Genomic DNA, 26733 nt, shown 5'->3' on the forward strand with positions numbered 1-26733 from the left:
CTGTGAAGGACTACCACTCATGACGACGCCCACGATCGAGCTCAAGCCCTCCTCGCACCCGCTGTCCGACGCCGAGCGGGAGCGCATCCTGGCGGCGCCGGGATTCGGCCGGTTCTTCACGGACCACATGGTGACGATCCGCTGGACCGAGGGCCGCGGCTGGCACGACGGACAGCTCGTGCCGTACGCGCCGCTCTCCATGGACCCCGCCAACATGACGCTGCACTACGCGCAGACGATCTTCGAGGGGCTCAAGGCGTACCGTCAGCCGGACGGCACCGTGGCCACCTTCCGCCCGCATGCCAACGCCGAGCGCTTCCAGTCCTCCGCCCGCCGCCTCGGCATGCCGGAACTTCCCGTCGAGACCTTCATCGAGGCGTGCGACGCGCTCGTCAAGCAGGACAAGGACTGGGTGCCCGGCAGCGGCGAGGCATCGCTCTACCTGCGCCCCTTCATGATCGCCACCGAGGTCGGGCTGGGCGTGCGGCCCGCCAACGAATACCTCTTCATCGTGATCGCCTCGCCGGCCGGCGCCTACTTCTCCGGCGGTGTGAAGCCGGTCTCGGTCTGGCTCTCCGAGGAGTACGTGCGGGCCACCCCCGGCGGCACGGGCGCCGCGAAGACCGGCGGCAACTACGCCGCCTCCCTGGTCGCGCAGGCGCAGGCCGCCGAGCAGGGCTGCGACCAGGTGGTCTGGCTGGACGCGATCGAGCGCCGCTGGGTCGAGGAGATGGGCGGCATGAACCTGTACTTCGTGTACGGGAACAAGATCGTCACCCCCGAGCTGACCGGCTCGCTGCTGCCCGGCATCACCCGCGACTCGCTGCTCAAGATCGCTGCCGATCTCGGGTACGAGGCCGGCGAGGGCCGCGTCTCCACCGACGACTGGAAGGCCGGCAACGCGGACGGCACCCTCACCGAGGTCTTCGCCTGCGGCACCGCCGCCGTCATCACCCCCGTCGGCTCCGTCAAGTCCGCCCGCGCCGACTGGACCGTCGGCGACGGCACCCCCGGCGAGGTCACCATGAAGCTCCGCGAAGCCCTGCTGAACATCCAGACCGGCGCCGCGGAGGACACCCATGGCTGGATGCACCCCCTGGGCTGACGATCGGCCGACACCGCGACCCGAGGGCCGTCCCCACAGCGCCGGGGCGGCCCTTTCGCGATGACCCGCGCCCCGACGCCTTCGCGGACCCGCGATCACGGGGCCGGGTTGTACGCATTCGGTCGCATTGACCGGCTCGCTCGTGGTGCGGTTGCATCCCCGTGGGCCTTCGGCGCAGGGCCGGGGGATTCGCGTGTTCCGGGGGGAATCATGTCCATCGCTGTACGAGCGGCACTCGGTACGGCCCTGGCGGGCGCGCTCACCGTGGCCGCCCTGCCCGCCATGGCCGCTGCGGATACTGACGTCACGCGCCATCCGCGTACGGTCAGAGCCAGCGTCGCCGCGGACGGCGCCCAGGGCGACGCCGCGTCGGGCGGGGGCGTGATCAGCGCGGACGGGCGGTACGTCGCCTTCTCCTCGCGCGCCACCAACCTGACCCCCGACCCGAACTCGCCGTTCCCCGACACCTTCGTCAAGGACCTGCGCACCGGCACGCTCACCTTCGTCCGGGACGGCCTGTACGGGCTGCGCATGAGCGCCGACGCGAGCTGCGTCGGCTTCAACGACTACGGCGGCCACGACATCCAGGGCATCGTCCACGACCTGAAGACCGGCAAGCGGGACGTGCTCGGCCAGGCGCGCGGCGGCTCCACCCTCACCTCGCTCAGCGATGACTGCCGCTACGCCGCCTACACCGACAAGCCGCACCACCCCGCAGACCCCAGAGCCGTGTACGTCCGCGACCGGAAGACCGGCGAGAACATCAAGGCGAGCCACGAACCGACGCCGGAACAGTTCGACATGACGGACGGGTCCATCAGCGGCGACGGCGAGACGATCGCCTACCAGACCCACCGCCGCCTCGGCGAGGGCGCCGACACCGACGACATCGTCGTCAAGGACCTCCGCACGGGACGGCTCCAGCAGATCGACGGCTCCCAGGACGCCGCCCCCGCGAGCCTCGTCCAGCTCAGCGGCAACGCGCGCACCGTCGCGTACAACGCGGGCCCGGACGCGTACGCACACGACCTGCGCACCGGCCGTACGGTCCGGCTCCCCGGCGTACAGGCCCGCGCCCTGAGCCCCGACGGACGCCGGCTCCTGTATGCGGACAGCGCGTCCAAACTCCACCTGCGCGACCTGCGCTCCGGCCGCGACCGGACCGTGGTCGACGCCCCCGCCTCGGCGGGTCCGGGGTCGCTGTCGGCGCACGCCGGGAGCCTCGCCTTCGGGTCCGGGGCCGACGACCTCGTGCCGGGGGACACCAACGGCTTCGCGGACGTCTTCGTGCGGCGGCTGCGGTAGGCACGCATGGTGCGGCACGCGTAAAGAAGCGTGATCGTTGCCGACCGGACTCTTGTCGTGGACAGGCCCGCTCCGCCACCGTGATCGACCATGGGACAGCACTGGAAGAAGATCTGGGTCGGCTCGGCCGGCAACATGGTCGAGTGGTTCGACTGGTTCGTGTACGCGACGTTCGCCGTGTACTTCGCGGACGCGTTCTTCCCCAAGGGCAACGACACCGCCAACCTCATGAACACCATGGGGATCTTCGCCGTCGGCTTCTTCATGCGACCGGTCGGCGGCTGGCTGCTCGGCCGGATCGGTGACCGCAAGGGACGCAAGGCCGCTCTCACCCTGACCGTCACGCTGATGTCCGCCTCCGCGATCCTCATCGCGGTGGCCCCGACCTACGCGGTCGCGGGCTACGGCGGCGTCGCCGTCCTCATGGTTGCCCGGCTGCTCCAGGGGCTGTCGGTCGGCGGCGAGTACGCGGCCAGCGCGACGTACCTCACCGAGGCGTCCGCGCCCGGCAAGCGCGGCTTCGCCTCCAGCTTCCAGTACGTGTCCATGACCGCCGGCCAGCTCGTCGGCCTCGGCCTGCAGATCGTCATGCAGCGGACCATGTCCGAGGACTCGCTGCACAGCTGGGGCTGGCGCGTCCCGTTCATCGTCGGCGCCGTCGGCGCCGCCATCGTCTTCTACCTGCGCCGCAACCTGCTGGAGACGGAGGTGTACGAGGAGGACGAGGACGACGCGGCCGAGGTCGCGCGGCGCGGCACGATCAAGGCGCTGCTGAAGCACAAGCGCGAGGCGTTCCTGGTGATCGCGCTGACGATGGGCGGCACGGTCGCGTACTACACGTACACGACCTACCTCACCAAGTTCCTCTCCAAGAGCGCGGGCATGGCCAAGCCGACGGCGTCCCTCGTCAGTTTCGTCGCGCTGTTCCTCTTCATGTGCCTGCAACCGCTGGCCGGCGCCCTCTCGGACCGCATCGGCCGGCGGCCGCTGCTGATCACCTTCGCGGTGGGCTCGACCTTCCTGACCGTGCCGATCATGACGCTGCTGAAGCACGCCGGCTCCTTCTGGCCCGCGCTCGGCCTCGCCCTCCTCGCGCTCGTCATCGTCACCGGCTACACCTCGATCAACGCCTGTGTGAAGGCCGAACTCTTCCCGACGGGCGTACGGGCCCTGGGCGTCGCCCTCCCGTACGCTATCGCCAACGCGCTCTTCGGCGGCACGGCGGAGTACGTGGCCCTCTGGTTCAAGAAGGGCGGCATCGAGTCGGGCTTCTACTGGTACGTGGCGGGGTGCGCGGCGGTGTCGCTGATCGTCTACCTCACGATGCGCGAGACCAGGGACATCGACCTGAAGCGGGTCGGCCGGGGGCCGGCCGAGTCGATGGAGCCGTCGGCTTCCACGGTCCCCGAACGGGCCTGACCATGGCCTCAATCGCCGGCCGGGCTTGTTCGGGTACGCGGTTCGCTGCGGCGCCGTGCCAGGGATGCCCTCAATCGCCGGCCGGGCTGGATTGCGTGCGTGCCGGTCGCTGATGGCGGGATGGATTGCGTGCGGCTGGTTGGATGGAAATCAGCCTGCCCGGCGTTTGAGGGCGGATCTCTGACCGGATGGTGAGACGGACCGGCGCGGCGCTGGACAGCTGTGCCACCATCGCACCGTGCTCTCGTTCGCCATGATTATTGGCAGCAGGCGCGCCGGTCCGCAGTGACCGCCCCGTACCACCCGAGTACGGCGCGGAAACCGTGTCTCAAGACCCGCGCGCAGACCTCTCGCACCCGCGAGAGGTTTTTTCGTTTCCCGGCACCCACCCCGCCGGAGGCGATCGGCGCGGAGGGCGCAGGGAGACGGTGGAGCCGGTCATTCCGGTAGACCGAGATCCCGACAGGAGTCACATCAGCATGACGGACGCACAGAAGGACGCACAGGACGCGCCCGACGACGCCTTCCACGTCTTCGACACCACGCTGCGCGACGGCGCGCAGCGTGAGGGCATCAACCTCACCGTCGCGGACAAGCTGACCATCGCCCGCCACCTGGACGACTTCGGCGTCGGCTTCATCGAGGGGGGCTGGCCGGGCGCCAACCCGCGGGACACCGAGTTCTTCCAGCGGGCGCGCGAAGAGATCGACTTCCAGCACGCGCGGCTCGTCGCGTTCGGCGCCACCCGCAAGGCGGGCGTACGGGCCGAGGACGACCCGCAGGTCGCGGCGCTCCTCGACGCCCGGACCCCGGTCGTCTGCCTGGTCGCCAAGTCGCACGACCGGCACGTGGAACTCGCCCTGCGCACCACCCTGGACGAGAACCTCGCGATGGTCCGGGACACCGTCTCGTACCTGCGCGGGCAGGGCCGCCGCGTCTTCGTCGACTGCGAGCACTTCTTCGACGGCTATTACGCCAACCCCGGGTACGCGAAGCAGGTCGTGCGCGCCGCCCACGAGGCCGGCGCCGAGGTCGTCGTGCTCTGCGACACCAACGGCGGCATGCTCCCCGCCCACGTCCAGGCGGTCGTACGGACCGTGCTCGCCGACACCGGCGCGCGGCTGGGCATCCACGCCCAGGACGACACGGGGTGCGCGGTCGCGAACACGCTGGCGGCCGTGGACGCGGGCGCGACCCATGTGCAGTGCACGGCCAACGGCTACGGCGAGCGGGTCGGCAACTCCAACCTGTTCCCCGTCGTCGCCGCCCTGGAGGTCAAGTACGGCAAGCGGGTGCTGCCGGAGGGCGGGCTGAAGGAGATGACCCGGATCTCGCACGCCATCGCCGAGGTCGTCAACCTCACCCCCTCCACCCACGAGCCCTACGTCGGCGTCTCCGCCTTCGCCCACAAGGCCGGGCTGCACGCCTCGGCCATCAAGGTCGACCCCGACCTGTATCAGCACATCGACCCCGAGCGGGTCGGCAACACCATGCGGATGCTGGTCTCCGACATGGCCGGCCGCGCCTCCATCGAGCTCAAGGGCAAGGAGCTGGGCATCGACCTCGGCGGCGACCGTGAGCTGGTCGGCCGGGTCGTGGAGCGCGTCAAGGAGCGGGAGCTGGCGGGCTACACGTACGAGGCCGCCGACGCCTCCTTCGAGCTGCTGCTCCGCGAGGAGCTCCAGAAGGGGAAGGAGGGGAGCGCGCCGCGCTACTACCGGGTCGAGTCCTGGCGCGCGATCGTCGAGGACCGCCCCGACGGCACGCACGCCAACGAGGCGACCGTGAAGCTGTGGGCCAAGGGCGAGCGGCTGGTGGCGACCGCCGAGGGCAACGGGCCGGTGAACGCGCTGGACCGGGCGCTGCGCGTCGGCCTGGAGCGGATCTATCCGCAGCTCGCGGAGTTCGAGCTGGTCGACTACAAGGTCCGCATCCTGGAGGGTCACCAGGGCACCGGTTCGATCACGCGGGTGCTGGTCTCCACCAGCGATGGGCGCGGCGAGTGGTCGACGGTCGGCGTCGCCGAGAACGTGATCGCGGCGTCGTGGCAGGCGCTGGACGACGCGTACGCCTACGGGCTGCGGCGCGCGGGGGTCGAGCCGCGGGAGTGAGCCGCGCGGGGTAAGGGGGGAGCGCGGTCCGCTCCCCCCTCACCCGTAGCTGGGCCCCAGCCCCGAGGTCAGCAGGTCGTACGCGCGGTCGGCGGCGGCGTGGGCCTCGGCCAGGACGGCTTTGGGGGTGGGGCCGTCGGACGAGTGCCGCCAGTTCTCGTGGGCGAGGTGCCGGTGGGCCAGCAGGATCTGGCCGGCCGCCAGCCGCGTCATCGACGCGTCTGCTCCCGGCGCGGCCGCCAGCAGCTCGGCCGTCAGCTCGTCCACGTCCCGGTTGGTGTAGCTCACCATGCGGGCCAGCAGGCTCGGGGTCGTATAGACCATGTCGGTGTAGGCGCGCACCGCCGGGTTCCCGCTCAGGCCCGTGATCGGGTCGAGGGCGTCCAGCCGCGCGTGGAGGTGGGCGCGCAGCGCCGCCAGGGGGGATACGCCCGGCGCGCGGTCGCGGACCACACGCGCCGATTCGCCCTGGTGGTCCGCGATGCGGTACAGGACCAGGTCCTCCTTGGCGGGGAAGTAGCGGAACAGGGTCGGCTTGGACACCTCCGCCGCGGCCGCCACGTCCGCCACCGACACCTGGTCGAAGCCGCGCTTCAGGAAGAGCTCGATGGCCGTTTCGGACAGCGCCCGCCGTGTGCGCTGCTTCTTGCGTTCCCGCAGTCCGGTTTCCTCGCTCACGCTTCCACCGTAGCAGATTTTGTAACCAAGATAAATTCGTTACCTGGTTGCTTTTTCTGTCCGGTCGGCGTTCCATTGACGCCATGACGACGGAGGGAAGCCGTATGAACACCGCAGTGCTGATCGTGGGAGCGGGGCCCACCGGACTGACGCTGGGCTGTTCGCTCGCCCGGGCCGGAGCGGCCGTACGGATCATCGACAAGACCCCGGAGTTCCACCGGGGTTCGCGAGGCAAGGGCCTCAACCAGCGCAGCCGCGAACTCCTCGCCGACCTCGGCCTCGACGAGGAGCTCACGGCGGCGGGGACCGAGCACATCGTGCTGCGCAAGTACCGCGACGGTGTGCCCGTCGCCGACACCCGCTCCTGGGACTCCATGGAGGCGCGGCCGGACGTCCCGTACTCCAGTGGTCTGCTCCTGCCGCAGTGGCGCACCGAGGAACTGCTGCGCGGCAAGCTCGCCGAGTACGGGGTGCGGGTGGAACTCGGCTGCGAGCTGACCGGCTTCACGCAGGACGAGCAGGGCGTGCGCGCCACGCTCGCCGACGGCCGGACCATCGAGGCCGACTATCTCGCCGGGTGCGACGGCGGCAAGAGCTTCGTGCGCAAGGCGCTGGGCGTCGGCTTCGAGGGGGAGACGGCGGCCGAGGAGATGATGGTCCTCGGCGATGTCGAGGTGGACGGGCTCGACCGGGGCTTCTGGCACCAGTGGTTCGGCGAGGGCGGCGGGATCATGCTCTGCCCGTTCCGCGGCACGTCGCACTGGCAGCTCCAGGGGGCGGCCGGCACGGACGAGCGGGGCAGGCTCCCCGAGCCGACGCTGGAGGTCTTCCAGGACCTCTTCGACCGGGTCGCCGGCGTTCCGGGCGTACGGCTCGCCAACCCCACGTGGCAGTCCACGTACCGCGTCAACGTCCGCATGGCCGACCGCTTCCGCGAGGGCCGGGTCTTCATCGTCGGGGACGCGGCGCACGTGCACTCCATCGCGGGCGGCCTCGGCATGAACACCGGCATCCAGGACGCCTTCAACCTCGGCTGGAAGCTCGCGCTGGTCATCGGCGGCCACGCGGGGCCCGGCCTGCTGGACACCTACGAGGAGGAGCGATTGCCCGTCGCGGCGTGGACGCTGAAGACCAGCAACGAGGGGCTGCGCAGGATCGTCGAGGGGGTTCCGGCGGGGCGTATCGGCACGGACGTGGGTGCGAACGCGGAGACCAGCACCCTGGGGGTCGGCTACCGCTGGAGCTCCCTGTCGGGCGGCGCGGGGGAAGAACGGGCGGCGGACGGCGACGGACTCGCGGCGGGCGACCGGGCCCCGGACGCGCCCTGCCGGGACGCGGCGACCGGCCGGCCGGTGCGGCTCTTCGAGAAGTTCGCAGGCCCCGGGCACACCCTGCTCGGCTTCGGTCCGCACAGCGCGAAGGTGCTGGCCAGGGCGGGGGAGGAGTACGCAGGTCCGCTGCGTACGTGCCTGATCGACGGGGGCCCGGAGGGGCTCGACGATCACGAGGGGCACGCGCGCGCGGCGTACGGGATGGAGGGCGACGGGGTCGTGCTCGTACGGCCCGACGATTACGTCGCGCTCCGGTTGACGGGGGACGCGCCGGACCGGGGCGCCGCGGTGGTGGACTACCTGCGGCGCCTCGGTCGCTGAGCGGCCCGCATCAGCTCTGGGGCGCGGCCTTGACGGCGGAGACGTCGAAGGTGAGCTTCACCTTGTCGCTGACCATGACGCCGCCGGTCTCCAGGGCCGCGTTCCAGGTCAGGCCCCAGTCGGAGCGCAGGATCTCGGCGCCGCCCTCGAAGCCGACGCGCTCGTTGCCGTACACGTCGGTGGCGGCGCCGTTGAACTCCAGGTCGATGGCGAGCGGACGGGTCACGTCCTTGATCGTCAGGTCGCCGGTGATCCGGTAGCGGTCGCCGCCCAGCCGCTCGGCCGAGGTGGAGCGGAAGCTCATCGTCGGGAACCGCTCGGCGTCGAAGAAGTCGCCGCTGAGCAGGTGCCCGTCCCGGTCCTTGATGCCGGTGTCGACGCTGGCGATCCGTACGTCGATGGCGGCGCTGGACCGGGCGGGGTCGGCGCCGTCGAGGGTCAGCGACCCCTCGTGTTCGGTGAACGCGCCGCGGACGTTGGTGACCATCGCGTGCCGCACGGTGAAGCCGATGCTGCTGTGCGCCGGGTCGATGGTGTACTCGCCGGTCAGTGCGGCGAGCGCCGGGTCCGCGTCGAGGACGGCGGTGCCGGCGTTGCCGGCGGGGGCGGTGGTGCTGCGTTTGCGGTTGAACAGAGCCATGGCTCCTCCTCGCGGTCTTGTTTAACGTTCAACGAGAATGACTGTAGCGCGACGTTGTTCAATGTTCAACAGAATGCGTCGTGCATCCGCTTCGAAGGCGGGCTCATCCGGTTTCGGGCGGCTCACCTGGTTTCAGGGAGGGCCGCCCGGTTTGGGAGAGGCGCGGGCGGGGGATGGGGGCACCTGTGCCGCCACCGCGCACTCCCTGGTCCCGGCGCGGCCTCCTGGCCGCGCTGAGCGCCGCCGCCCTCACCCTCCCCCTGGCTCAACAGGCCCACGCGGCAGATGAGTTCGAGGCGCTACGGACGCGCTGGCGCGACCTCATGCTCGGCACGGGCTTCGACCCCGCCGCCGAGCCGTACGCCACACGTCTCCAGCGGACCGGGACCTTCGCGCGGAGCTACCGCGCGAGCATGCGGCCCGCCGCCGCCTCGCTCTGGCCGGACGCCCCCTACGACCCGCCCGCCGGCATCACCCTCAGTTACAGCCGCCTCAACACCATGGCCCAGGCGTACGCCCAGCCCGGCACGGGCCTCACCGGCGACCCCGCGCTCGCCGCCGACATCGCGAACGGCCTCGGCCATCTGCACGACACGGTCTACAACGCGGCCACCGCCCGGTACGGCAACTGGTGGGAATGGCAGATTGGCAGCCCCCGCCTCCTCCTCGACACCCTCACCCTCGTGTACGGGCAGGTCCCCGAGGACCGGCGGGCGCAGCAGCTCGCCGCCGTCGACCACTTCGTCCCCGACGCCATGCTCGGCGACTACACCGGGACGAGCACCGGCGCCAACCGCGTCGACCTCTGCCGCGTCGTCGCCCTGCGCGGCATGCTCGGCGCGGCCCCCGCGAAGCTCGCGCTCGCCCGCGACGCCCTGTCGCCCGTCTTCCCGTACGTCACCAGGGGCGACGGCCTCTACGCCGACGGCTCCTTCGTCCAGCACACGTGGGTCGCGTACTCCGGCACGTACGGCTATGTCCTCCTCGACGGCCTCGGCCGGCTCTTCACCCTGCTGCGCGGCTCCCGCTGGGAGGTGATCGACCCCCGGCGGCAGGTCATCCACGACAGCGTCGAGCGCGCGTACGCCCCGCTCCTCCACAACGGGCTGATGATGGACAGCGTCTCCGGGCGCGCCGTCAGCCGTGGCGTGCAGAGCGCCGACCCCGACCGGATTCTCCAGAGCGACCACCAGCGCGGGCATCTGCTGCTGGCGGCCGTCGCGCTGCTCGGCGGCGGCGCGAGCGCGGCGGAGCGCGAGCGCTGGCACGCCATGATCAGAGGGTGGATCGCCCGCGACGCCGGCGGCGCCGTCCTCGGCGACCCGCAGTTCGGCGTCGCCGACCTGGCCCGGCTCGCGGCCGTCGCCGGGGGCCAGGGAGGGGCGGCGGCCGAGCCCGTGGGCCACCGGCTGTTCGCCGCCATGGACCGCGCCGTGCACCGCCGCCCCGGCTGGGCCGCGAACATCGCCATGGCCTCCGACCGGATCGCGTACTACGAGAACGGCAACGGCGAGAATCCGCACGGCTGGCACACCGGCGCCGGAATGCTCTACTGGTGGGGCGCGACGCACGGCGGCGACCAGTACACGGACGCCTTCTGGCCGACCGTCGATCCGTATCGGCTGCCCGGAACCACCGTCTCCGCCAAGCGGCTCGCCGACAACGAGGGCGGCGGCTGGGGCGCGCCCAAGCCCGCCGTGACGTGGGTGGGCGGCGTCACGGACGGGGAGTTCGCGGCCGTGGGACAGCATCTGAAGGGGCTGTCCAGCACGTTGGAGGCGCGGAAGTCCTGGTTCTGCCTCGCGGACGCGGTGGTCTGCCTCGGCGCGGGCATCACCGGCCGCGACGGCGTCCCCGCCGAGACCATCGTCGACAACCGCAACCTGGGCGCGGAGGGCGAGCCCCAATTCACCGTCGACGGCGTGCCCCAGCCGTCGGAGCTGGGCTGGAGCAGATCGTTCCGCCGCGTCCGCTGGGCGCACCTGGCCGGCCACGGCGGCTATGTCTTCCCCGGCGGCGCGCCGCTGCGCGCGCTGCGCGAGGCGCGTACGGGCTCCTGGCGCGACATCAACTCCGGCGGCGTGCCCGATCCCCTCACCCGCCGCTACCTCACCCTGCGGCTCGACCACGGCACGGACCCGACCGACGCCGTGTACGCCTATGTGCTGATGCCCGGCGCGAGCCCCGGCGCTCTCGCGGCCCGCGCCGCCGACCCCGGCCGGCTGACGGTCCTCGCCAACTCCCGCGACCGGCAGGGGATCTCGGCGCCCTCGCTCGGCATCGTGGCGGTCAACTTCTGGCGCGCCGCCACCGCCGGCCCGCTCACCACGACGGCCCCCGCGAGCATCCTGACCCGCCGCCACGGCCGCGCCACCGCCCTCCACCTGGCCGCCCCGACCCGGGACGGCGCGCCTTTCGAGGTCACCTGGGCCCGGCCCGTACGCCGGGTGACCGCCCACGACCCCGCGGTCGAGATCCTGGCCACGGGCCGCGCACTGCGCCTGCGCGTCACACCGGGCACGGCCTGCGCGACGCACTCCTGCACGGTCGAGACGGGCGGATAGCCGCGGATCACCGCTGTGCCAGCAGTCTGCTGGCAATGCGACTAGTCTTGTCGCATGGCCACTCTCTACGTCCGGGACCTGTCCGACGAGGCGCTCGCCGAGCTGAAGATACGGGCCGCGCGGAGCCGGCAGTCGCTCCAGGCGTACGCCCGGACGCTGCTGGAGGAGGAGGCGGCGACGCCCGCGCTGGAGGACGTCGTCGCACGGATCGGACGGCGGGCGACGGCCCGTCTCTCCACGGCGGACGTCCGGGCCGACATCGAGGCGGGAAGGCGTCACGAGTGATCGTGCTGGACGCCGGGGCGATGGTCATGCTGCTGGCCGACGCGGGGCCGGTGGGGGCCGCCGTCCGCCGTCGCGTGGCCGGTGAGAAGATCATCGCGCCGTATCTGATCGACGTCGAAGTGGCCTCCGCCCTCCTCGGGCGGCACCGGGGCGGAAAACTCACCGACGCGGAGCTGGACGAGGCGTGGGACAGCTACGCGTTGCTGCCCGTACGGCGGCTGGAGCACCTCCCCGTACTGCCCCGCGTGCGCGAGCTGTACGCGAACGTGTCAGCCTATGACGCCACTTACGTCGCCCTCGCCGAGGGATACGAGGCGCCGCTGGTGACCACCGACGGACGGCTTGCCCGGTCAGGGCGGGGGAAGTGCGCGTTCGAGGTGTTCGACGAGGCGGCGGTGGGCGTCGGTCGGGGCTGAGAGCGGGCGGGGGGTCAAGCTCGGCTTCCTACGGCTCGGTGCGCCGAGCTTTGTGGAGTACCAACAGATCGCAACCCTGATTCCGGAACGGCGGCGGGGGCCGCGCTGTGTACTTCTGTGCTGCCTGCCCACGAAATCGGGCTCGACGTTGTACGAAAGCAACATGTAGTTCCATGGCCCCGGCCACGTACCGTCGATGTCATGAGCAATCTCGAAGGGGCGCCCGTAGAGGCGAGTGACGTCCGTGGGCGCGTCGCCGAGCTGCACGCGATCCGTGAGCAGGCCCGTCGCGGGCCCAGCGACCGGGCGACCGAGGCCCAGAAGGCCAAGGGGAAGCTGACCGCTCGCGAGCGCATCGACCTGCTGCTGGACCCGGGCTCCTTCAACGAGGTGGAGCCGCTGCGCCGGCACCGCGCCACCGGGTTCGGCCTGGAGGCGAAGAAGCCCTACACCGATGGTGTGATCACGGGCTGGGGCACCGTCGAGGGCCGCACCGTCTTCGTCTACGCACACGACTTCCGGATCTTCGGCGGCGCGCTGGGCGAGGCCCACGCGACGAAGATCCACAAGATCATGGACAAGGCGATCTCCGCGGGCGCGCCCCTGGTGTCGCTCAACGACGGCGCGGGCGCCCGTATCCAGGAGGGCGTCTCGGCGCTCGCCGGCTACGGCGGCATCTTCCAGCGCAACACCCGCGCCTCCGGCGTCATCCCGCAGATCTCCGTGATGCTCGGCCCGTGCGCGGGCGGCGCGGCCTACAGCCCGGCCCTGACCGACTTCGTGTTCATGGTCCGCGAGACCTCGCAGATGTTCATCACCGGCCCGGACGTGGTCCAGGCGGTGACCGGCGAGAAGGTCACGCAGAACGGGCTGGGCGGCGCGGACGTGCACGCCGAGACGTCGGGCGTGGCGCACTTCGCCTACGACGACGAGGAGACCTGCCTCGAAGAGGTGCGCTTCCTGCTGTCGATGCTGCCGCAGAACAACCGGGAGAACCCGCCGGTCGCCGAGTCCGAGGACCCCGTCGACCGGCGCGGCGAGGCGCTGCTGGACCTCGTGCCCGCCGACGGCAACCGCCCGTACGACATGCGCAAGGTCATCGAGGAGCTCGTCGACGACGGCGAGTCCCTGGAGGTCCACGAGCGCTGGGCCACCAACATCCTGTGCACCCTGGCCCGCCTCGACGGCCAGGTCGTGGGCATCGTCGCCAACCAGCCGCAGTCGCTGGCCGGCGTGCTGGACATCGAGGCGTCCGAAAAGGCCGCCCGGTTCATCCAGATGTGCGATGCTTTCAATATCCCGATCGTCACCCTGCTGGACGTCCCGGGCTTCCTGCCCGGCGTCGACCAGGAGCACGGCGGGATCATCCGGCACGGCGCCAAGCTGCTGTACGCGTACTGCAACGCCACCGTGCCGCGGATCTCGGTGATCCTGCGCAAGGCGTACGGCGGCGCGTACATCGTCATGGACTCCCAGTCCATCGGCGCGGACCTGACCTACGCCTGGCCGACCAACGAGATCGCGGTCATGGGCGCCGAGGGCGCGGCCAACGTGATCTTCCGCAAGCAGATCGCCGAGGCGGACGACCCCGAGGCCATGCGGGCGCGCATGGTCAAGGAGTACAAGTCCGAGCTGATGCACCCCTACTACGCCGCCGAGCGCGGCCTGGTCGACGACGTCATCGACCCGGTCGAGACCCGCCAGGTCCTCATCAGGTCCCTGGCGATGCTCGCCGCCAAGCACGCCGACCTGCCGTCCCGCAAGCACGGCAACCCGCCGCAGTAAGCCGCAGCAATGGAGACGAAACCGGACATGAGCACTCCCACAGACGCCGTCGTTCGCGTGGAGAAGGGCGAGGCCGACGCCGAGGAGCTGGCCGCCGTCACCGCGGTCCTCCTCGCCCGCGCCGCCGCCACCCAGGACCGCGCGACCCTGCCCCGCCCCCGCCGCACCACCGCGGGCTGGCGCCGCCTGGAGCGCACGCCCGGCTTCCGGGCGCCGCACAGCTGGCAGGGTTGACCCCAGGGTCACCCCATGGCTACGCACGGAGCCCCGCACACGCGATGTGTGCGGGGCTCCGTGCGTATCGGGGAGGGGGCCGTTCAGGCGCTCGCCGGCTCCGGTTCGGCCTCCTTCGGCGGCGCCTCGGGCTCCGTCCGGGCCGAGCTGCCCTCCGGCAGCTTGAGGAAGACCATGGTCAGCACGGACGCGAGCACGTACAGCGCGGCGAAGATGATGACCACCCCGGCGGGGCCCACCGACCCCAGGAAGAGGCTGACGATCGCGGGGCCGACGAAGGCCGCGCCGCCCGCGCCCAGGTTGAGCAGGGCCATCGCGCCCGCCTTGTTCTCGGGGGCGAGGTTGGGGACCAGCGCCGAGATGGGGACGAACCCGGCGAGCGCGATGCCGTAGAGCATCCCGACCGCGATGGCCACCCAGTAGCGGTCGCCGACGGCGAGCGGCACGAAATACAGCATCAGGGTGGTGACCGCGCACCCCAGGCCGCCGAACGTCGCGATCGTCCGCTGCCAGCCGATCCGGTCGCCGATCGCGCCGAAGACCAGGTTGAAGATCACGTTGGTGCCGTAGATGACGGCCAGCAGGGTCAGCCAGCCGCCCTCGCCGAAGCCGATCCGGTCCCCGAAGAAGGTCGGTAGGAAGACCAGGAAGCCGAACTCCGGCGCGGTGTTGATGATGCGCACCACGCAGGCGACGGCGACGCGGGGGTTCTGCCAGATGATGGCGAGGCTCGACGTCAGCCGCTGCACGGGCTGCGCGTCGGGCGGGGCGAGCCGGGTGAAGCCGGTGCGCTCCCGGACGCCGATCATGCAGATCACACCGCCGAGCGCGATGATGCCGAGCGCGATCCACAGGGTGGCGAACTGGCCGAAGAGCGGGTTGGTGGTCCCGGCGACCAGTGAGCCGAGGGTCGGCAGGCCGCCGGTGAAGGCGACGTAGAACCAGCCGACGGCGGTGCCCAGCCGGGCCGGCGGGGTGGTGGCGGTGATCCACACCAGGAAGCCGAAGGCGAAGAGCGGATAGCCGAAGCCGCGCAGCCCGTAGAAGACCAGCATCAGCGGGTAGTTCTCGCCGCCGAGGGCGAAGGCCAGATAGAGGACGTCGAAGACGATCCAGACCACGAGGCCCAGCTGCATCACCCGGCGCGGCCCCCAGAGGTCGGCCAGGGCGCCCGAGAGCCAGGACGCCAGCATCACCGTGATGCCGTACGCGGTGATCACATACGAGGCGCGCACCTCGGTCCCGGCCCCGTGATCGGCCATGAACGGCGCGATGAACCCGGACTCGACGCCGTCTCCGACCATGAAGAGCAGAACCCCGAGGAAGCCGAAGGCCAGGGGTTTGGGGATGCCCATGCGGTCGAGGAGCGACCGGGTGGCACCGGCCGGGGGGTGGGTGCTGACCATGTTGTGCCTCCGACGGAGCGGCGAGTTGGGGAACAGGGGCGCGAAGGGATGTGAGGGGACGGGGCTGAAAGCATCATGGTTCCTGTTAATTTCACACGCAAGATGTGAAGCAGAGATTTCTTGCGGCGGGGGAGAGGCGGGGGTCGGCCAGGTCGTCTTGGCTGGTGGAGACGGTATGTATCGGTAATTTCAGGGGGATTCGGGTGCTCGGTCCGGGCTGGGACATTCTTGCGAGGGGGTGACAGGCGTGCGAGATCGGTGTTAAATCAAACAGCAGCGACGCGTAGGAGTGTGAAGTCATGAGCAGTGCATCCCCCGGTCCCGACGGCGACGCCGCCACCTTCCGCGAGGACTGGATCGAGGGCCTGGCCGACGCCTACGCCCGAACGGTCCGCCGCGTCCCCGGCGCCTTCGGAGTCGTCGGCCGGCACGCGCCCCGCCCCGGCAAGGTGGCCGTCGTCATCGGCGGCGGCTCCGGCCACTACCCGGCCTTCGCCGGCCTGGTCGGCCCCGGCTTCGCCGACGCCGCCGCGATCGGCGACGTCTTCGCCAGCCCCAGCGCGGAGCAGGTCTACCGCACCGCCCGCGCGGCCGACGGCGGCGCCGGTGTGCTGTTCACCTACGGCAACTACGCGGGCGACGTCATGCACTTCGGGCTCGCCGCCCGCCGCCTCGCCGCCGAGGGCGTCGACACCCGTACGGTCCTGGTCACCGACGACGTGGCCAGCGGACCGGCCCCGGTGGAGGGCGCCCCCGTCGACCCGTCCAAGGACCGCCGCGGCGTCGCCGGCGACTTCTTCGTCTTCAAGACCGCCGGGGCGGCGGCCGACCGCGGCGACGACCTGGACTCCGTCGCCCGCCTCGCGCGCCGCGCCAACGCCGCGACCCGCACCTTCGGCGCCGCCTTCGCCGGATGCACGCTGCCCGGCGCGAGCGAGCCGCTGTTCACCGTCAACGAGGGCACCATGGAGCTCGGCATGGGCATCCACGGCGAGCCCGGCCTGCGCAGCACCAAGCGGCTCGACGCCGAGGAGCTGGCCGAAGCCCTCGTCGAGAACCTGCTCCCGGACCTCCCCGGCGTCGGCGACGGCCGCGTCGCGGTGCTCCTCAACGGCCTCGGCCGCACCAAGTACGAGGAGATGTTCGCCTGTTACCGCCATGTGCACCGGCGGCTGGCCGCGGCCGGGCTGCGGCCCTTCCGCCCCGAGGTCGGCGAGTTCGTGACCTCCTTCGACATGGCCGGCCTCTCCCTGTCGCTGATGGTCCTCGACGACGAACTGGCCGAGCTGTACGACGCTCCGTGCGACACACCCGCCTTCCGCCGGACGCCCGGCGCGCGCGACGTCCGCGACGCCGACGCGCGGCCGGAGCCGGAGTCCGTACCGTCGGCCGCGCCCCAGGCCGTCCCCACCGGCGCGGACGGCCCCGTCACCGCCGCCCTCCAGGCGGGGTACGAACTCGTCGCCGAGCACGAGGACGAGCTGGGCCGCCTCGACGCGGTCGCCGGCGACGGCGACCACGGCATCGGCATCGTCCGCGGCCTGCGCGCGGCGGTCGCGGCGGCGCGGGCGGCGGAGCCGGTGTCCGCGACCGGGCCGGGGGAGCGGTCCGCCGACCCTGCCGCCGCGGGGGCGACGCTGCTCGCCGCGGGGCTCGCGCTCGCCGACGCCTCCGGCGGCGCCTCCGGGGCGCTGTACGGCGCGCTGCTCGCCGAGACCGGCGCGGGCCTCACCCGCGCCGCGCGGTCCGGGAAGCAGCCCGGGGAGCAGCGGATCAGCACGGAGACGCTGGCCGACGCGGTGGACGGCGCGTTCGACGCCGTCGTCGAACTGGGCGGGGCCCAGGTGGGGGAGAAGACGCTGCTCGACGCGCTCGACCCGTTCCGGGTGCGGCTCCGCGCCGAGGCGGGCTCGGGCACGGAGCCCGCCGCCGCGTGGGCGTCCGCCGCCTTGGACGCCACCCGCGCCGCCGAGGCCACCGCCTCACTGACCCCCGCCAGGGGCCGCGCGGCCCGGATGGGCGCCCTCGGATACGGCCACGCGGACGCCGGCGCCACCTCGCTCGCCCTCCTGCTCACGGCCGTCGGCCGGTCGCTGGCACCGTCGCTGGACCCCGCATGAGCGCCGGAGCGACGGCCGGGAAGGACGCCGGTACGGACGCCCGCCCCGTCGTCGGCGTCTCCCTCAAGCTCTATATGGGGGTCGCCGAGACCCGGCGCTGGCTCGCCGAAGTGGCCGAGCTGGCCCGCGAGGCGACCGGCGGGCCGGCCGTCGAGCTGTTCGTGCTGCCCTCCTTCACCTCGCTCGGCGACGCCCGCGAGCTGCTGGCCGGCACCGGTGTCGCCTATGGCGCGCAGGATCTGCACTGGGCCGACAGCGGCCCCTGGACCGGCGAGGTCTCCGGCGGGCAGCTCGCGGAGCTCGGCGCCTCCTACGTCGAGGTCGGCCACGCCGAGCGCCGCCGCCACTTCGGTGAGGACGACGGGATCGTGGCGGCCAAGACCGCCGCCGCCGTCCGCCGCGGCCTGACGCCGGTGATCTGCGCGGGCGACGCCACCGCGGGCGCGCTGGACGCGGCCATCGCCGAGACGCTCGGCCAGGTCGACGCGGCGCTCTCCGGCGCCGACGGCGGCGAGGTGGTCATCGCCTACGAACCGGTGTGGGCCATCGGCGCGGACCGCCCCGCGCCCGCCGCCCACGTACGGGCCGTCACCGCCGCCATCCGGGGCCGCCTCGCCGAGCGGGGCGTCCGCGGCCGGGTCATCTACGGCGGCACCGCGGGGCCCGGCACCTTCACCGAGCTGACCGCGCCGGACGCGGACGGCGTACGGGCGCCGCTCGACGGCCTGTTCCTGGGCCGCCTCGCCCACGACACCGCCAACCTCCGCAAGGTACTGGCCGAAGTGGCGTCCCGCCCGCCGGCCGGAGCCCCCTGACCCCGCTCCACCCACCCCACCCGCCCCCGAACCACCAAGGACGGACGATGCCCGAGAAGACCATCGCCATCGGAGCCGACGACGCCGGCGTCCCGATGAAGGACGAGCTGAAGAACTACCTCGTCGAGCACGGATACCAGGTCGAGGACCTGTCCGCCGCGCCCGACGAGGACTACCCCGACGTGGCCCAGCGGGTGGCCGAGCGGGTGGCCGGGGGTACGTACGACCGCGCCGTGCTGGTCTGCGGCACCGGCATCGGCATGGCGATCACCGCCAACAAGGTGCCGGGCGTGCGCGCCGCGCAGATCCCCGACACGTACAGCGCGGAGCGCGCCCGCAAGTCCAACGACGCCCAGATCGCGTGCTTCGGCGTGCGCACCCTCGGCGTCGAGAGCGCCAAACTGTGCCTGGAGCACTGGCTGGGCTCGGAGTTCGCGGGCGGCGGCTCCGCGCCCAAGGTGGAGAAGATCAAGCAGGTCGAGTCCCGCTACCACAACGTCGCCTGAGCCCACTGCTCTCCGCGGGCCCACCGCGCACCCTGGGCCCACCGCGCACCCTGGGCCCACCGCGCACCTCGGGCCCTCCGAACCCCACGGGCCCGTCGCACCACTGGTATCACCGCATACCCGGTACCCCCGCAATTCCGGTACCACCCCGAACGTCAGGAGCCGTCATGCGAGCCGTAGTCATCGAGGAACCCAACAAGCTCAACATCACCACCATCGCCGACCCCACCCCCGGCCCGGACGACGTCATCGTCAAGGTCGCCGCGGTGGGCCTGTGCGGCACCGATGTGCACATGCTGGCGGGGGAGTTCGGGCCGACGCGCTACCCCGTGGTGCCGGGCCACGAGTTCTCGGGCGAGATCGTCGAGACCGGCTCGGCGGTCACCGGCATGGCCGTCGGCGACCAGGTCGCGGCGGACCCGGCCATCTACTGCGGGGCGTGCTACTGGTGCGCCAAGGGCCGGGGCAACCTCTGCGCCGACTGGCGCACCATCGGCATCACGCAGGACGGCGCGTGCGCCGAGTACGTCAAGGTCCCGGCCCGCAACATCCACCACCTGCCCGCCGGGCTCGAACCGCGCCACGCCACCCTGATCGAGCCGCTGTCCACCATCGTGCACGGCCTCGACGTGGTGGACCCCGACTTCGGCGACAACTTCCTGATCTACGGCGCGGGCACCATGGGGCTGCTCTACCTCCAGAGCGCGAAGCGCGCCGGAGCCGCCACCGTCGAGGTGGTCGACCTCAACGAGGAGCGGCTGGCCGTCGCCCGCAAGCTCGGCGCGGACTCCGTCGCCACCAGCGCCGACGCCCTGCCGCGCGCCGGCAGCGGCGGCTGGGAGGTCGTCGTGGACTGCACCGGCGCGGTGCCCGCCATCGAGGACGGCTTCGGCCGGGTGCGCCGGGGCGGCACGTTCCAGCAGTTCGGCTGCGCGCCCGACCAGGACCTGGCGCGGTTCTCGCCGTTCCGCATCTACAACGACGAGATCCGCGTCGTCGGCAGCATGGCGATCCTGCACAGCTACGGCCGCGCCCTCGACCTGCTCGCCCAGGGGCTGATCGACTCCGACACCATGATCACCCACGGGTTCCCGCTGGACGGCTACGCGGAGGCGCTGGAGACCTTCGGCAAGGGCACCGGCCGCAAGATCCAGATCATCCCCGGCCTGGCGGCGGGCACGACGGCCTGACCCGGGGGCCCCGGCCCGGACCCAGGACGCCCGGCCCGGGTCCAGGACGCCCACCCCGGGCCCAGGACGCCCGCCCCGGCCCAGGGCTCCGCGTCCTGGCCCCGTGGCCGCCGCGCGGCCGTAAACTCTTCGGGATACCCGTACGCCTGTCCTGCCAGGGAAGGAACAGCTGTTGAGCGACAGCGACAGCTACCGAACGTCCGACCGGAGCGCGGAGGCCGAGCGGATCATAAAGCTGAGCCCCAAGGAGCGCCGCAAGATGATCGCGGACCGGGTGCTCCAGCGGGGCCAGGTCTCCATCGAGGACCTGGTGCGCGTTCTCGGCGTCAGCCAGATGACCGTGCACCGGGACCTCGACTCCCTGGAACACCAGGGCTGGCTGCGGAAGGTACGGGGCGGGGCGACGGCCGCGCCCAGCGCGCTCTTCGAGAGCAACGCCCGCTGGCGCGGCAGCACCCGGCTGGAGGAGAAGCAGGCCATCTGCGCCACGGCCCTGGAAGGCGCCGAGCCCGGCCAGGCCGTCATCGTGGACGACTCCAGCACGGTGCTCTCCTTCGCCACCGGGCTCTCCGCGCGCGGCGCCTTCACCGTGATCACCAACTCGCTCCAGGTCATCAACGAGCTCTCCGACGAGCCGGAGATCCAGGTGATCGCCCTGGGCGGCGTCTACCACGCCTCGTTCAACGCCTTCGTCGGCATGTTCACCGCCGACATGGCCCGCTCCCTGCGCGCCGACGTCGCCTATATCTCCGCCTCCGCCGTCGACAACGGCCACTGCTACCACCAGTCGCAGGAGGAAGTGCTGGTCAAGCGGGCCCTGCTGGAGGCGGCGCGGCGCCGCGTGCTCCTGGTGGACCACTCCAAGTTCGGCCGCCAGGCCCTCTACCAGCTCGCCCCGCTCACCGACTTCGACGCTGTGATCAGCGACGAGCAGCTCCCCGCGGAGCACCAGGAGGCGCTGCGCACCCTGGGCGTACGCCTGGAACTGGCCGCGCTGCCGGGGTGACGCGGAGCCGCCTGACCGCGGGCCCCGCGGAGGAGCCGCCCACGCCGACAGCGCCGCCTCACCCGCCCAAGCAGCCCCGTACCGCCTCGATCAGCCGGTTGGCGCGGGCGTCGCCGTGACCGATCATGCGGTTGGCGACGTAGCCGAAACCCACCCCGAACTCGTCGTCGCCGAACGCGAACTGGCCGCCCGCCCCGTCGTTTCCGAAGCTGCGCGCGCCCAGCAGCGGGCGGAAGGCGGCCGAGTCGAGGAGGAAGCCCGAGCCCCAGCGGGCGCCCGCGTCGAAGCCGAGCCAGGAGCTCCCCGCCGAGACCTCGCGGACCGCGTCGGTCACGGTGTCCCGCGTGAGCAGCCGCTCGCGGCCGTCGACGCCGGTGGCGGCGGCCGCGTACAGCGTGGCGAGTCCGTTCGCGGAGGCCACCGCGCCCGCGCCGGGCAGCTCCATCGCGTGCAGCGCCGGGTCGTTCCAGCCGTGCGGCTCGTCGAGACCGGGGAAGGCCAGCGCGCCGTTCATCGTGACGATGCGGGTGAGCAGGTGCTCGGGCCCCGGCATCGGGGGCCGCCCCGCGGCCTCGACGAGCCGGGCGACGTGGGGGGCTTCGGCGGCGGGCAGGCCGAGCCAGGCCCGCAGCCCGAGCGGGTCGCCGACGGCCTGCCGGATGTACGCGCCCGGAGTGAGCCCGGTGACGCGCCGGACGACCTCGCCGACGAGGAAGCCGAAGACGTGGCCGTGGTATTCGTACGCGGCGCCCGGCTCCCACAGCGGCCGCTGCTCCTCGATGGCGCGGATCACCGGCGTCCAGTCGGCGATCTCCTTGAAGGGGACCGTCCGGTCGAGGGCGGCGAGCCCGGCCCGGTGGCCGAGGACCATGCGGCAGGTGATGGTCTCCTTGCCGTGCCGCGCGAACTCGGGCCAGTACCGGCTCACCGGCGCGTCGAGGTCGAGGCGCCCCTCCTGCGCGAGGAGATGGGCGGCCAGGGCGACGAATCCCTTGGCGCAGGAGAAGACCGGAACGAGGGTCTCCGCGTCCCACGGCCGCCCCGTTTGCTCGTCCGCGACGCCGCCCCACAGGTCCACGACCTTGCGCCCGTCCACGAACACCGTTACCGCCGCGCCGAGTTCGGGGAACTCGGCGAAGTTCCGCGCGAAGGTGTCGGCGACGGCCCCGAAGCGCTCGTCGGCCCATCCGCTGTGCTGCCCCATGACGTCCGGTCCTCCGTGGTGTGGTGCGCGGGGCGGCAGGGGCGTGCGCCCCGCGCCCCATGGTCGTCGGCTGGGCCACGCTACGGTCGCGCCCACCGCTGTGACCAGCGATTTTTTACGGGCGTGTGCAACCGGCAGCGCGATCGCGACCGGCACCCCGCGCACCCTGAAGCACCCCGAAGCGCCGCACGCGGGCGTCGCGTCCCGTGCTCAGTGCGCGTTGTCGGTCGGGCGCAGGTCGCGGGGGATCAGGGCCCAGGCCATGGCGGCGGCGGCCAGCGCCAGGCCGGCGGCGGCGAGGAAGGCCGGGGTGATCGCGCCCGTATAGGCGCTGGAGACGGTGTGCAGCAGGGCGTCGCCCGCCGGTCCGCCGAGCTGATGCGCCACATGGGCGGCCTCGCCGATGGAGTCCCGTACCGAGTCGGCCGTCGCCCCGTCGAGGCCGAGGGCGGGCAGCCCGTTGCGGTAGAGGGCGGTGGCCAGGCTGCCGAGGATGGCGACGCCGAGGGCCGCGCCCAGCTCGTAGCAGGTCTCCTCGATGGCGGCGGCGCCGCCCACCTCGTCGGCGGGTGCGGCCGCCATCAGCGTGACGGACGCGACGGTGGTCGCGACGCCGACCCCGAGCCCCAGGACCGCGAGGCCCACGGCGAGGGCCGGATAGCCGATGTCGGTGGCCCGCTGGACGGTCCACGGCAGCGCGAGCCCCACGGCCATCACGACCAGCCCGGCGCCCAGGACGTGGCGGATGGGGAAGCGCTGCATCAGGGCCGGTGTGACGACGGAGGTGGCGATCAGTCCGAGCGGCGCGGGCAGCAGCCGCAGGCCCGCGGTGAACGGGGTGAAGCCGTGCGCGTACTGGAGCCACTGCGTGGCCAGGAAGAGCACCGCGCCCATGCCGACCATGCCCAGGAAGATGGCGGAGGCGGCGACCGAGAAGGAGCGGTTGGTGAACAGCCGCACCTGGAGCAGCGGGTTCTCCAGCCGCAGCTGGCGGCGGACGAAGACCGTCAGCGCGACGGCGGCCAGCAGCAGGAGCGCCCACGGCAGCGCGGAGGCCGGGCCGCTCTTGCCGAGCTGCTTGATGCCGCCCGCGAGGGCGAGCATGCCGACGACGGACTGGCCCACGCCCCACCAGTCCCAGCGGCCGCTGCGCGGCGAGGACGACTCGGGCAGGAACCAGCCGCCGAGCGCGATGATCACGGCGGCGACCGGCAGGTTGAGCAGGAACGCCGACTGCCAGCCGAAGTCCTGGACGAGCAGGCCGCCGATGACGGGGCCGAGCGCCATGCCGCCGCCGAAGACGGCCGCCCACACGGCGAACGCGAAGGCCCGCTCACGGGCGTCGGTGAAGACGTTCCGCAGGATCGACAGCGTGGACGGCATGATCGCCGCGCCGCCGACGCCCAGCAGGGCGCGGGCCGCGATCACATGCCACGCCTCGGTGGAGAAGACCGCCAGGAGCGAGGCGAACGCGAAGATCGAGAAGCCCGTGAGGAGCATCCGCTTGCGCCCCCAGCGGTCTCCGAGCGCCCCGGCGGTGACCAGCAGGCCGGACAGGGCCAGCGCGTACACGTCGATGATCCACAGCTGTTCCACCGAGCCGGGCTGGAGGTCGGCGACCAGGGAGGGGAACGCGACGTTGAGGATCGTGGTGTCCATCGCGATCAGCAGCAGGCTTCCCGACAGGATCGCGAGGACCAGCCAGCGCCGGGGGTCCGGCTGTCCGGTCGCGGGGCGGCGGGCGGCGGTGTGCATGAGGTTCCGTTTCGAGGCGCGGTGGATTCACGCGGGTGCGATACGTGAATGCCTCTGATGATACATACGCGTCTCATTCGAAGGGTGTGATTCTCAAGGGGGCGGAGGTGTTCCGGTTCTTGCGTGCGCCTTCATTGGATGCCATGCCGTCGCGGGGCGCATCTCGGCGGAGGGGGCGGTGGTGACGAGTGGCCGAGAACGGGCTTGGTATAGACCAAGCGGTGGCGGGAGCATCGTGGACGTCGACAGACCGCCCACGAACCTGGAGTTGCCCATGCCTACGCGCATCTCACGCATCGCCGTCGTCGCCGGATCCGTCCTGCTGGCCGCCGCCGGGGGGACCGCCACCGCCTACGCCCAGCAGACGCCCGAGCCCAAGAACTGCGTGCTGAACCTCGACTCGGGGAGCAAGCGCTGCTTCACGACCTTCCGTGAGGCCATCGCCTTCTCGACGAACGGACAGGTCGCCGACGCCCCCGTGTCGGCCAAGGGCGCCGCGCACGACGAGAAGTTACTCGACAGGCTCCGTACGTCCTCCACCGGGAAAGGAGCGCTGACGGCCCAGTTAGGCATCCTCTACAAGGACTCGAACTACCGAGGATCCTCCCTGGTGCTCAACGCCGGGAGCGGCTGCAAGAGCGGCAACGGCCGGGACTACTCCGGTGAGCTGGTGGACTGGAACGACAGCGTCAGTTCCGTCTCTCCCGTCGCCTGCTGGATCGAGCTGTTCGCCGACGCGCACCAGTCGGGCGACCATGAGGAGTACCACGACTCCACCGCGTACGTCGGGAACCGCATGAACGACCGGGCGAGCTCGTACGCCCTCCTGTAGCCCTTCGACACGGGCACAGCCTCCCGCCCGGCCCGCCCGGACCTCAGCGTCTCGGCGTCCGGCCGGGCCGGGCACTCCCCGCCGGCCCCGGCTCAGGGCTTCCGCGCCACCAGCAGATCCACCACGTACGTCTCCTCCACCATCCCCTCCGGGAAGAGCCCGCCCAGCACCGCCCGCTCCTCGGCCAGGAACCGGGCCGTCCTGTCCTCGTCCAGGACGAGGAACGCCGAGTGGCTGGTGATGTTGGCGAGGTGGGTGTCGAGCGGGACGGTACGGCTCCATTGCAGCAGCCTGCGGGTATAGGGAAGTTCCGCCAGCCCCGAGAGACGGCCGGCGCGGATGTCGTCCGGCCGCTCGCGACCCTTGGGCTCGATCCCGCAGGCCCGCGCGACGCGCTCGTCCTGGGCGACGGCCCACGGTATGGCGGCGGAGTCCGTGTTCCACCACAGCGCGAGCGCGCCGCCCGGCCGCAGCACCCGCAGCGCCTCCGGCACGGAACGCGCGGTGTCGGTCCAGTGCCAGGACTGGGCGTACGTCAGCAGATCGCGCGACTCCGCCGCGAGCGGCAGCGCGTTGCCGTCGCCCCGTACGACCGGCACGCCGGGCAGCGCGCGGCGCAACTCCGCGGCCATGCCGTCGCCCGGCTCCACGGCGACCACGTCCGCGCCGCGCTCGCGCAGCAGGGCGGTGGCGATGCCGGTGCCCGCGCCGACGTCCGCCACGCGGGCGCCCGCCAGGGGGAAACCGCAGATCTCCGCCACGGAGGTGAGCAGGGCGGGCGGGTAGGAGGGCCGGTTCGCGGCGTACTGGGCGGCGGCCGCGTTGAAGGAGTGGGCGCGTGAGAGGGAAGCCATGCCCTCATGCTCGCGCGCCGCGCCGAACAGCGCGACGGAATACGATCATTGAGCGGCCCCGGCCCACGGGTCCGCCCGCCGAAGCCCGTAGATCATCACCGGTGCAGAATGGCCTATGTGCCGATAACGAACACCCCGCAGAGGGCGACGATCGACGACGCCCGACTGGTGAGCCGCGCCCTGACCAGCGCGTTCGACGACGATCCCATGATGCGCTGGTTCTTCCCCGACGACGTCTCCCGCGAGGAGGGGCTGGGGCGCTACTTCACCACGATCTTCACCCGGCAGTACGCCCTCCACGGCGTGTGCGAACGCACCGACGCGGCGGCCGCCTTCTGGGTGCCGCCGGAGGGCCAGGAGAAGGCCGTCCCCGACGCGGAGACGATCCAGGAGCTCCAGAACATCCTCGGCGACCGCGCCCCGCTCTTCCGCGACGCCGTCGAGGCCGCCGCCGGACACTCGCCGACGGAGCCGCACTGGTACCTGGCCGTGATCGGCGCCGACCCGGCCGCCCAGGGTCAGGGCCACGGCGCCGCGCTGCTGCGCTCGGGCCTGGCCAAGGCCGACGCGGACGGACTCCCCGCCTACCTGGAGTCCTCCAAGCCCGACAACCTCCCTTTCTACGAGCACTTCGGCTTCGCGGTGCGCGAGGAGGTCCGGCTCCCGGGCGGCGGCCCCGAGCTGTGGATCATGCGCCGCGAGCCCCGCACCCCGGCCGGCGGCTGACGCGACAGGCCGTGGGCCGACAGAAGCCGGCGCGGGGGGGGGGGGGGGGCCGGGGCGGCGCCCGCGGCGGCGGGGTCGGCGGCGCCCACGGGCCCGCCGCCCACCCCTCCCACCCCCTCCGCCAC

Annotated in this window: 23 protein-coding genes; 17 read left to right on the forward strand and 6 right to left on the reverse strand. The window is 72.3% G+C overall.

Annotated features, from left to right (window positions below; all coding sequences use genetic code 11):
- Nucleotides 1-19: 19 nt before the first annotated feature.
- The 4 genes from AB0I49_RS23825 (at nucleotide 20) to cimA (ending at nucleotide 5940) form a co-directional block, all read left to right on the forward strand.
- The gene (locus AB0I49_RS23825) at nucleotides 20-1105 is read left to right on the forward strand and encodes a branched-chain amino acid aminotransferase (RefSeq protein WP_363229062.1); all 1086 of its coding nucleotides are present in this window, start codon (nucleotides 20-22) and stop codon (nucleotides 1103-1105) included.
- 210 nt (nucleotides 1106-1315) lie between these two features.
- Nucleotides 1316-2410, forward strand: a complete 1095-nt coding sequence (locus AB0I49_RS23830) for a protein TolB (RefSeq protein ID WP_363229063.1) — start codon at nucleotides 1316-1318, stop codon at nucleotides 2408-2410.
- A gap of 90 nt (nucleotides 2411-2500) precedes the next feature.
- Nucleotides 2501-3829 (forward strand): MFS transporter, encoded by a 1329-nt coding sequence (locus tag AB0I49_RS23835; protein ID WP_363229064.1) that lies wholly within the window; start codon nucleotides 2501-2503, stop codon nucleotides 3827-3829.
- Nucleotides 3830-4308: 479 nt separating this feature from the next.
- Entirely contained in the window at nucleotides 4309-5940 is a 1632-nt protein-coding gene (gene cimA / locus AB0I49_RS23840; RefSeq protein ID WP_363229065.1) for a citramalate synthase, read from the forward strand.
- A 39-nt stretch (nucleotides 5941-5979) separates the two neighbouring features.
- Here cimA and AB0I49_RS23845 read toward each other — a convergent pair whose 3' ends face one another.
- The gene (locus AB0I49_RS23845) at nucleotides 5980-6618 is read right to left on the reverse strand and encodes a TetR family transcriptional regulator (protein WP_363229066.1); all 639 of its coding nucleotides are present in this window, start codon (nucleotides 6616-6618) and stop codon (nucleotides 5980-5982) included.
- A gap of 104 nt (nucleotides 6619-6722) precedes the next feature.
- Here AB0I49_RS23845 and AB0I49_RS23850 point away from each other — a divergent pair, with 104 nt between their 5' ends.
- Nucleotides 6723-8270, forward strand: a complete 1548-nt coding sequence (locus AB0I49_RS23850; protein WP_363229067.1) for an FAD-dependent monooxygenase — start codon at nucleotides 6723-6725, stop codon at nucleotides 8268-8270.
- Between the two features lie 10 nt (nucleotides 8271-8280).
- Here the strand turns inward: AB0I49_RS23850 and AB0I49_RS23855 are convergent, their stop codons facing one another.
- Complete coding sequence (locus tag AB0I49_RS23855; protein WP_363229068.1) at nucleotides 8281-8910, reverse strand: YceI family protein; 630 nt, start codon at nucleotides 8908-8910, stop codon at nucleotides 8281-8283.
- 185 nt (nucleotides 8911-9095) lie between these two features.
- On the opposite strand from AB0I49_RS23855, the gene AB0I49_RS23860 reads away from it, so the two are divergent.
- The 5 genes from AB0I49_RS23860 (at nucleotide 9096) to AB0I49_RS23880 (ending at nucleotide 14194) form a co-directional block, all read left to right on the forward strand.
- Nucleotides 9096-11474: a polysaccharide lyase 8 family protein gene (locus AB0I49_RS23860; RefSeq protein ID WP_363229069.1), complete on the forward strand. Its 2379-nt coding sequence runs from the start codon at nucleotides 9096-9098 to the stop codon at nucleotides 11472-11474.
- A 54-nt stretch (nucleotides 11475-11528) separates the two neighbouring features.
- Nucleotides 11529-11759 carry an antitoxin gene (locus tag AB0I49_RS23865; RefSeq protein WP_363229070.1) on the forward strand — a complete coding sequence of 77 codons (231 nt, stop codon included), beginning with the start codon at nucleotides 11529-11531 and terminating at the stop codon, nucleotides 11757-11759.
- Nucleotides 11756-12175 carry a type II toxin-antitoxin system VapC family toxin gene (locus AB0I49_RS23870; RefSeq protein WP_363229071.1) on the forward strand — a complete coding sequence of 140 codons (420 nt, stop codon included), beginning with the start codon at nucleotides 11756-11758 and terminating at the stop codon, nucleotides 12173-12175. The genes AB0I49_RS23865 and AB0I49_RS23870 overlap by 4 nt, the downstream gene beginning before the upstream one ends.
- 201 nt (nucleotides 12176-12376) lie before the next feature.
- Nucleotides 12377-13960, forward strand: coding sequence for an acyl-CoA carboxylase subunit beta (locus tag AB0I49_RS23875; protein WP_363229072.1), 1584 nt, complete (start codon nucleotides 12377-12379; stop codon nucleotides 13958-13960).
- A gap of 27 nt (nucleotides 13961-13987) precedes the next feature.
- Nucleotides 13988-14194, forward strand: coding sequence for an acyl-CoA carboxylase subunit epsilon (locus AB0I49_RS23880; RefSeq protein WP_363229073.1), 207 nt, complete (start codon nucleotides 13988-13990; stop codon nucleotides 14192-14194).
- A gap of 83 nt (nucleotides 14195-14277) precedes the next feature.
- Here AB0I49_RS23880 and AB0I49_RS23885 read toward each other — a convergent pair whose 3' ends face one another.
- Nucleotides 14278-15600 (reverse strand): MFS transporter, encoded by a 1323-nt coding sequence (locus AB0I49_RS23885; RefSeq protein ID WP_363229074.1) that lies wholly within the window; start codon nucleotides 15598-15600, stop codon nucleotides 14278-14280.
- 299 nt (nucleotides 15601-15899) lie between these two features.
- Between AB0I49_RS23885 and AB0I49_RS23890 the strand changes: the two genes are divergently transcribed.
- The 5 genes from AB0I49_RS23890 (at nucleotide 15900) to AB0I49_RS23910 (ending at nucleotide 21237) form a co-directional block, all read left to right on the forward strand.
- The gene (locus AB0I49_RS23890; protein ID WP_363229075.1) at nucleotides 15900-17720 is read left to right on the forward strand and encodes a dihydroxyacetone kinase family protein; all 1821 of its coding nucleotides are present in this window, start codon (nucleotides 15900-15902) and stop codon (nucleotides 17718-17720) included.
- Nucleotides 17717-18535, forward strand: coding sequence for a triose-phosphate isomerase family protein (locus AB0I49_RS23895; protein ID WP_363229076.1), 819 nt, complete (start codon nucleotides 17717-17719; stop codon nucleotides 18533-18535). Before AB0I49_RS23890 ends, AB0I49_RS23895 begins: the two co-directional genes overlap by 4 nt.
- A gap of 47 nt (nucleotides 18536-18582) precedes the next feature.
- Nucleotides 18583-19041 (forward strand): RpiB/LacA/LacB family sugar-phosphate isomerase, encoded by a 459-nt coding sequence (locus AB0I49_RS23900; protein WP_363229077.1) that lies wholly within the window; start codon nucleotides 18583-18585, stop codon nucleotides 19039-19041.
- A 167-nt stretch (nucleotides 19042-19208) separates the two neighbouring features.
- Nucleotides 19209-20231, forward strand: a complete 1023-nt coding sequence (locus AB0I49_RS23905; protein ID WP_363229078.1) for a zinc-dependent alcohol dehydrogenase family protein — start codon at nucleotides 19209-19211, stop codon at nucleotides 20229-20231.
- A 172-nt stretch (nucleotides 20232-20403) separates the two neighbouring features.
- On the forward strand, nucleotides 20404-21237 hold the full coding sequence (locus AB0I49_RS23910) for a DeoR/GlpR family DNA-binding transcription regulator (RefSeq protein WP_363229079.1): 834 nt from the start codon (nucleotides 20404-20406) through the stop codon (nucleotides 21235-21237).
- A 58-nt stretch (nucleotides 21238-21295) separates the two neighbouring features.
- On the opposite strand, the gene AB0I49_RS23915 is transcribed toward AB0I49_RS23910, so the two are convergent.
- Both AB0I49_RS23915 and AB0I49_RS23920 read right to left on the reverse strand, forming a co-directional pair.
- Nucleotides 21296-22441, reverse strand: a complete 1146-nt coding sequence (locus AB0I49_RS23915) for a serine hydrolase domain-containing protein (protein WP_363229080.1) — start codon at nucleotides 22439-22441, stop codon at nucleotides 21296-21298.
- A 210-nt stretch (nucleotides 22442-22651) separates the two neighbouring features.
- Nucleotides 22652-24196, reverse strand: coding sequence for an MFS transporter (locus AB0I49_RS23920; RefSeq protein ID WP_363229081.1), 1545 nt, complete (start codon nucleotides 24194-24196; stop codon nucleotides 22652-22654).
- A 274-nt stretch (nucleotides 24197-24470) separates the two neighbouring features.
- Here AB0I49_RS23920 and AB0I49_RS23925 point away from each other — a divergent pair, with 274 nt between their 5' ends.
- Nucleotides 24471-25028 (forward strand): hypothetical protein, encoded by a 558-nt coding sequence (locus AB0I49_RS23925; protein WP_363229083.1) that lies wholly within the window; start codon nucleotides 24471-24473, stop codon nucleotides 25026-25028.
- Nucleotides 25029-25120: 92 nt separating this feature from the next.
- Here AB0I49_RS23925 and AB0I49_RS23930 read toward each other — a convergent pair whose 3' ends face one another.
- The gene (locus tag AB0I49_RS23930) at nucleotides 25121-25882 is read right to left on the reverse strand and encodes a methyltransferase domain-containing protein (RefSeq protein ID WP_363229084.1); all 762 of its coding nucleotides are present in this window, start codon (nucleotides 25880-25882) and stop codon (nucleotides 25121-25123) included.
- 108 nt (nucleotides 25883-25990) lie between these two features.
- On the opposite strand from AB0I49_RS23930, the gene AB0I49_RS23935 reads away from it, so the two are divergent.
- Entirely contained in the window at nucleotides 25991-26608 is a 618-nt protein-coding gene (locus AB0I49_RS23935; protein WP_363229085.1) for a GNAT family N-acetyltransferase, read from the forward strand.
- The last annotated feature ends 125 nt before the right edge of the window (nucleotides 26609-26733 follow it).

This window comes from Streptomyces sp. NPDC050617, assembly GCF_040654795.1.
Classification (GTDB): domain Bacteria; phylum Actinomycetota; class Actinomycetes; order Streptomycetales; family Streptomycetaceae; genus Streptomyces.

Coding starts and splice junctions, on each gene's coding strand:
- AB0I49_RS23825 (WP_363229062.1), top strand. CDS start 20: ATGACGACGCCCACGATCGAGCTCAAGCCCTCCTCGCACCCGCTGTCC.
- AB0I49_RS23905 (WP_363229078.1), top strand. CDS start 19,209: ATGCGAGCCGTAGTCATCGAGGAACCCAACAAGCTCAACATCACCACC.
- AB0I49_RS23885 (WP_363229074.1), bottom strand. CDS start 15,600: ATGGTCAGCACCCACCCCCCGGCCGGTGCCACCCGGTCGCTCCTCGAC.
- cimA (WP_363229065.1), top strand. CDS start 4,309: ATGACGGACGCACAGAAGGACGCACAGGACGCGCCCGACGACGCCTTC.
- AB0I49_RS23895 (WP_363229076.1), top strand. CDS start 17,717: ATGAGCGCCGGAGCGACGGCCGGGAAGGACGCCGGTACGGACGCCCGC.
- AB0I49_RS23855 (WP_363229068.1), bottom strand. CDS start 8,910: ATGGCTCTGTTCAACCGCAAACGCAGCACCACCGCCCCCGCCGGCAAC.
- AB0I49_RS23835 (WP_363229064.1), top strand. CDS start 2,501: ATGGGACAGCACTGGAAGAAGATCTGGGTCGGCTCGGCCGGCAACATG.
- AB0I49_RS23890 (WP_363229075.1), top strand. CDS start 15,900: ATGAGCAGTGCATCCCCCGGTCCCGACGGCGACGCCGCCACCTTCCGC.
- AB0I49_RS23900 (WP_363229077.1), top strand. CDS start 18,583: ATGCCCGAGAAGACCATCGCCATCGGAGCCGACGACGCCGGCGTCCCG.
- AB0I49_RS23830 (WP_363229063.1), top strand. CDS start 1,316: ATGTCCATCGCTGTACGAGCGGCACTCGGTACGGCCCTGGCGGGCGCG.
- AB0I49_RS23930 (WP_363229084.1), bottom strand. CDS start 25,882: ATGGCTTCCCTCTCACGCGCCCACTCCTTCAACGCGGCCGCCGCCCAG.
- AB0I49_RS23880 (WP_363229073.1), top strand. CDS start 13,988: ATGAGCACTCCCACAGACGCCGTCGTTCGCGTGGAGAAGGGCGAGGCC.
- AB0I49_RS23915 (WP_363229080.1), bottom strand. CDS start 22,441: ATGGGGCAGCACAGCGGATGGGCCGACGAGCGCTTCGGGGCCGTCGCC.
- AB0I49_RS23920 (WP_363229081.1), bottom strand. CDS start 24,196: ATGCACACCGCCGCCCGCCGCCCCGCGACCGGACAGCCGGACCCCCGG.
- AB0I49_RS23865 (WP_363229070.1), top strand. CDS start 11,529: ATGGCCACTCTCTACGTCCGGGACCTGTCCGACGAGGCGCTCGCCGAG.
- AB0I49_RS23850 (WP_363229067.1), top strand. CDS start 6,723: ATGAACACCGCAGTGCTGATCGTGGGAGCGGGGCCCACCGGACTGACG.
- AB0I49_RS23935 (WP_363229085.1), top strand. CDS start 25,991: ATGGCCTATGTGCCGATAACGAACACCCCGCAGAGGGCGACGATCGAC.
- AB0I49_RS23925 (WP_363229083.1), top strand. CDS start 24,471: ATGCCTACGCGCATCTCACGCATCGCCGTCGTCGCCGGATCCGTCCTG.
- AB0I49_RS23875 (WP_363229072.1), top strand. CDS start 12,377: ATGAGCAATCTCGAAGGGGCGCCCGTAGAGGCGAGTGACGTCCGTGGG.